At 68.7% G+C, this 4,600-nt stretch carries 5 protein-coding genes and 1 pseudogene; 2 read left to right on the forward strand and 4 right to left on the reverse strand.

All coding sequences use genetic code 11. The features are described from left to right. Positions 1–95: 95 nt before the first annotated feature. Positions 96–584: pseudogene (locus tag ACGF0D_RS43885) on the reverse strand (aminoacyl--tRNA ligase-related protein); the annotation flags it as partial. Between ACGF0D_RS43885 and ACGF0D_RS43890 the strand changes: the two are divergent. Then, entirely contained in the window at positions 549–1,106 is a 558-nt protein-coding gene (locus ACGF0D_RS43890; protein ID WP_392926147.1) for an HdeD family acid-resistance protein, read from the forward strand. The pseudogene ACGF0D_RS43885 and the gene ACGF0D_RS43890 overlap by 36 nt on opposite strands. 109 nt (positions 1,107–1,215) lie before the next feature. Here ACGF0D_RS43890 and ACGF0D_RS43895 read toward each other — a convergent pair whose 3' ends face one another. The 3 genes from ACGF0D_RS43895 to ACGF0D_RS43905 all read right to left on the reverse strand — a co-directional run bounded on the left by ACGF0D_RS43895 (position 1,216) and on the right by ACGF0D_RS43905 (position 4,144). Beyond that, positions 1,216–3,066: an ABC transporter ATP-binding protein gene (locus tag ACGF0D_RS43895; protein ID WP_392926139.1), complete on the reverse strand. Its 1,851-nt coding sequence runs from the start codon at positions 3,064–3,066 to the stop codon at positions 1,216–1,218. A 109-nt stretch (positions 3,067–3,175) separates the two neighbouring features. Then, positions 3,176–3,361: a hypothetical protein gene (locus ACGF0D_RS43900; protein WP_392926141.1), complete on the reverse strand. Its 186-nt coding sequence runs from the start codon at positions 3,359–3,361 to the stop codon at positions 3,176–3,178. A 546-nt stretch (positions 3,362–3,907) separates the two neighbouring features. After that, the gene (locus ACGF0D_RS43905; RefSeq protein ID WP_392926143.1) at positions 3,908–4,144 is read right to left on the reverse strand and encodes a hypothetical protein; all 237 of its coding nucleotides are present in this window, start codon (positions 4,142–4,144) and stop codon (positions 3,908–3,910) included. A 20-nt stretch (positions 4,145–4,164) separates the two neighbouring features. On the opposite strand from ACGF0D_RS43905, the gene ACGF0D_RS43910 reads away from it, so the two are divergent. Further along, positions 4,165–4,569, forward strand: a complete 405-nt coding sequence (locus ACGF0D_RS43910; protein ID WP_392926145.1) for a hypothetical protein — start codon at positions 4,165–4,167, stop codon at positions 4,567–4,569. Positions 4,570–4,600 lie beyond the last annotated feature (31 nt).

A 4,600-nucleotide genomic window follows, 5' to 3' on the forward strand; every position in this document is an offset into this window, starting at 1 on the left:
GACGCCAGCACCAGGCCCGGATCAGCCACTACAAGAGACGAGGCCACAGCCCAAGAGCTGAGGCCTCGTCACAGTAAGGACCGTTGCAGTACTAGGTCCTCGCCAGCCTCGGTTGGCGCCATGAACTCCACCGAGGCGGAGCCACCCATTGCACCGCTGGGCGCCTGCACCGGGATCGCCGGTACACTGAGACGGGCGAAGATCCGCGTGTAGGCCTGGTGGTTCAGCTCGAAGGAGTGGTCCAGCCCGGCCTGGTCCAGGTCGAAGCTGTAGGCGTCCTTCATCGTGAACTCGCGAACCCGTAGCAGGCCGGACTTGGGCCGGGGTTCGTCGCGAAACTTCGTCTGGAACTGGTACCACATCTGGGGCAGCTGACGGTACGAGGCCAGCTCTCCGGCGAGCGTGGTGAAGATCTCCTCGTGGGTCATGCCGACCGCCAGGTCGGCGCCCTTGCGGTCCTTGAGGCGGAACATTTCGTCGCCCGTCACCTCCCAGCGGCCCGAACGCTGCCAGATGTCCGCCGGGTGCATGGCCGGCAGCAGCCACTCCTGCGAGCCGATCCGGTTCATCTCCTCGCGCACGATCCCGTGGTGGTGCTGGCGTGGCCGGGTGCCACGCTGCGCGTGGTCGGCGTGGTGTTCGGCATCTACCTGCTGGCTACCGGCGCGTTCCATCTCGCCGCCACCTTCGGCAGCCACATCCCGGGACACCTTCGGGCCCTGCACTTCGTATCGGGGGCGTTGCTGGTGCTGCTGGGCCTGGTCTGCTTCCGTGGCGCGGCGGAATCGATCCTCCTCCTGGCCCTGTGGATCGGGTTCGGCTGGCTGCTGCGCGGCATCATGATCATTGCTTCTGCGGTGTCGGCCGAGGTCATGCCCGCGCGGGGCTGGCAGATCTTCCTGGGCACCGTCAGCCTACTCGCCGGCGTGGTGTTGATCGTCTCGCCGTTTTCCTCCATCACCGTCCTCACCCTGGTCACCGGAATCATGCTGATCGTGATCGGGCTGACCGAGGTCGTCCACGGCTTCCGGCTGCGCCATGAGCTACGGCACCTCGCGGGGGCGGTCGGCGCCGGTGGACCTCAGAGCGAGAAGAACGGTCGATGACCCTGCTGCCGGCGCGCGGGAGGTCGGTTCGGGGCCGATGACGTGCGGCCGAGACCGACTCTGCGCCGGCCACCGGGGCGTGCCGCCTTCAAGCCGCGGCGCGGAGAGCTCAGGAGACGGACCTGACGGGGGCGTCCGGCGGGTGGTGCAGCCGGTGGAGGGCGGCGTAGGCGGGGCTACAGGCGATGAGTTCGTCGTGGGTGCCGTGGGCGGCGAGCCGGCCCTGTTCGAGCAGGACGATCTGGTTGGCGTCTCGGACGGTGAGCAGGTTGTGCGAGATGATGACCGTCGTGCGGCCGGCCATCAGCAGGCGCAGCGGGCCCATGATCCGCCGAGTCGACTCGGCGTCCAGGCCCGTGGTCGGCTCGTCCAGGACGAGGACGGGCGCGTCCCGGATCATCGCGCGGGCGATGGCCAGACGCTGGCGCTGGCCGCCGGAGAGCAGCCGGCCGCGTTGGCCCACCACGGTGTCGTAGCCGTCCGGGAGCAGGCTGATGAACCCGTGGGCGTCTGCAGCCCGGGCAGCCGCCCGGATCTCGGCCTCGCTCGCCTCCGGGCGTCCGTAGGCGATGTTCTCCCGGACGGTGCCGTGGAAGACCAGGGTCTCCTGGAGCACCACCGCGACGTTCTCGCGCAGCTCGGTGAGGGCCAGTTCGCGCAAGTCGAGGCCGTCCAGCCGGACCGTGCCGCCGTCCGGGTCGTAGAAGCGCAGCAGCAATTTGGCGACGGTGGACTTGCCCGCGCCGCTGGCGCCGACCAGGGCCAGCATCTCCCCAGGCGCCACCTTGAACGACACGCCCGACAGCGCGGGGACTTCCGTCTCCGGATAGCGGAAGGTGACGTCGTCGAACTCGATCTCGCCCTGGGTGCGGCCGATCGCCCGGGGGGCGGCCGCCTCGCTCACCTGCGGGCGCTGGTCGAGCAGTTCGATGATCCGCTCGGCCGCGGCGGAGGCCGCGTAGAAGGTGGTGCCGAGTCCGGACATGCGCTGGATTGGGCCGTAGAGCCTGCTCAGCAGGGCGAGGAAGACCATCAGCCCGCCGAGCGTGAGCCGTCCGTGTACCAGCTCCCAGGCCCCGAGCCCCATCACGACCATGCCACCGAGCAGTTCGATGAAGTCGACCGTCGGCCCGTAGAGCGCTCCGATCCGGGTGGAGGCCATCGCCGCGTGGTACCGACCGATGCTCTCGCGCTGGAACCTGGCGTGCTCCCATTCCTGGCGGTTGTACGCCTGGACGAGTGCGATGTTGCCGAGTGACTCCTCGGTGACGGCGCTGATCGAACCGGCGCGTCTGCGGCGCTCGCGCGAGGCCGCCCGGATCAGCTTCGCGAAGCGGCGGGCGGTGAGGAAGAACAGCGGTGCGGCGACCAGTGCGGTCAGCGTCAGCTCCCAGCGCAGCACCAGCAGTACGCCGACGTAGATGCCCAGCCGCATCACCTGGCTGACCGCGCTGACGAGCCCGGAGAGCAGGAAGGTCTCGACTGCGTCGATGTCGCCGGTCACCCGGGACAGCACGTCGCCGAGCCGCCGCCGTTCGAAGAACCCCAGTGACAGGCCCTGGAGGTGCCGGAAGACGTCCGACCGCAGAATGAGCAGGAACCGCTCGCTGACCCAGGTGGAGGTCACCCGGTCGGCGAATCCCAGTACCCCGGAGAGCAGGGCGAGCACGGCGTACGCGAGGGCGATCGGGAAGAACAGGCTCAGCCGGTGCGGAACGAGCATGTCGTCGATCACGATCTTGAAAAGCCAGATCTCCGCCACCTCGATCGCCGGAGCCACCGCGACCAGCGCCAGCAGCACCACCAGCCAGCGGCGGCCGCCCCTGGTGTACGGCCAGAAACGCTGGAAGACCTCCCGGAGTGGAACCGGTGGTGCGGTGGGGACCAGGGCTGGGTCGGCGGTCTCGGCGACCGTGAGAAACCGTCGCAGCACGGACCGCAGGTAGCGTTTCCTGGTCATCTCACGGTCTTCCCGCTCGCCCCGAACCCGGCCCCCCGACCCAGCGGCAAGGCCGGGCACAGTTGCCCGGCCCGCTCTCACAATGGATTCGTGCAGATACTAACGGCAACTAGTCGCCCCCGCCGCCCCCGCCGCCCCAGTCGCCGTAGCCGCCGTAGCCGCCGTAGCCGCCGCGGTCTCCACCGTCGCCGAAGTCGTCGAAGCCGTAACCGCCGCGACCGCCGTAGTCTCCACCGTCGCCGAAGTCGTCGAAGCCGTAACCGCCGCGACCGCCGTAGTCTCCACGGTCGCGCACGAAGGAACGGATACTTGCGAGGAATGACATGGTCACACCTTCTTTCAATGCACTTCTACGTCCAGCGTCATCCTCGACTCGGGGATCCACAAGCGCATAGTCGGGGAAACGTAGACATTTGACGATTTGGCCGCAATGTCCAAACGCACCATCCCGGCGCGGCACCATCGCAGCCCCAAGACCACGGTCGCCTCGACGCTCAAGCGGCTGTTCCTCCGCACTACTTCGGTGCGGCTCCATCGCAGGATCCCCTACCTGGCCCGATCCGACCGAGAGGAGGACAGGCGCCTCCGCACCACCTGGGTGCGGCACCATCGCAGGTCGATGCGCGGTCAGCTGGAAGTCCACGCGCCGGCGGGCGCCTCCGCACCACTTCGGTGCGGCACCATCACAGCGTGCTGTGGACCTCCCGGGGCACGGCCGCCGTCGCCGGGCCGCTCCGCACCATCGCAGCACGACCAACGTCGAGTTCGGTCTCGACGTTGCACTGGTTCCTCCGCATCACTTCGGTGCGGCTCCATCGCAGCCACAAGCCGGGTGACCTCCTCACCGCTGGCGGCGCCAGTGCCTCCGCATCACTTCGGTGCGGCTCCATCGCAGCGCGACGGCGACCCGGAAATATGCCTCCCCGGCAGCCTGCGCCTCCGCGCCACTTCGGTGCGGCACCATCGCAGCATCGTCCACCACCTCTCCGACCTGGACGACTCCGCCGTGTCTCCGCACCGCATCAGTGCGGCACCATTGCAGCTGCGGGATCATGGGCTTGATCGCCTGCGGCATCATGGTCGCTCCGCACCGTTCCGGTGCAGCACGCGTTCGACAACGCCACCCGGATCGTGGTCGTGGACTACCCGCGGCGGCCGGAGGCACCCGGCACGCTCCCGGAGCAGCGACTGCTGCACATCCGTTTCGAGCTCGACGACTTCGTCAACGAGGCCGGCGCCGAGCCGCACTTCGTCGGACTCCTCTACCAGACAAGGTCGTTCGAGGCGCTCGGGATCTCCGCGCCGAGCCGCTACTTCGACTTCGACGGTCTGGCGGCGGCGGTCTCGAAGGCGCTGCACGGCGAGGAAGGAGCCGAAGCCCGCCTGTACGACTGGAGCCGCCTGTACTACCAGGTGGCGGACGGCTCCGAGGCTCCGCTTGTGGACGATCACGTAATTCCCCATGGCTGCGGTCACGTAATTCCCCAGGGGCCGGCTGGGTAAGGCGGTCCAGGCGGGCCGCCGATGTCAGTCC

This window comes from Kitasatospora sp. NPDC048298 (genome assembly GCF_043201465.1).
Lineage (GTDB): Bacteria > Actinomycetota > Actinomycetes > Streptomycetales > Streptomycetaceae > Kitasatospora.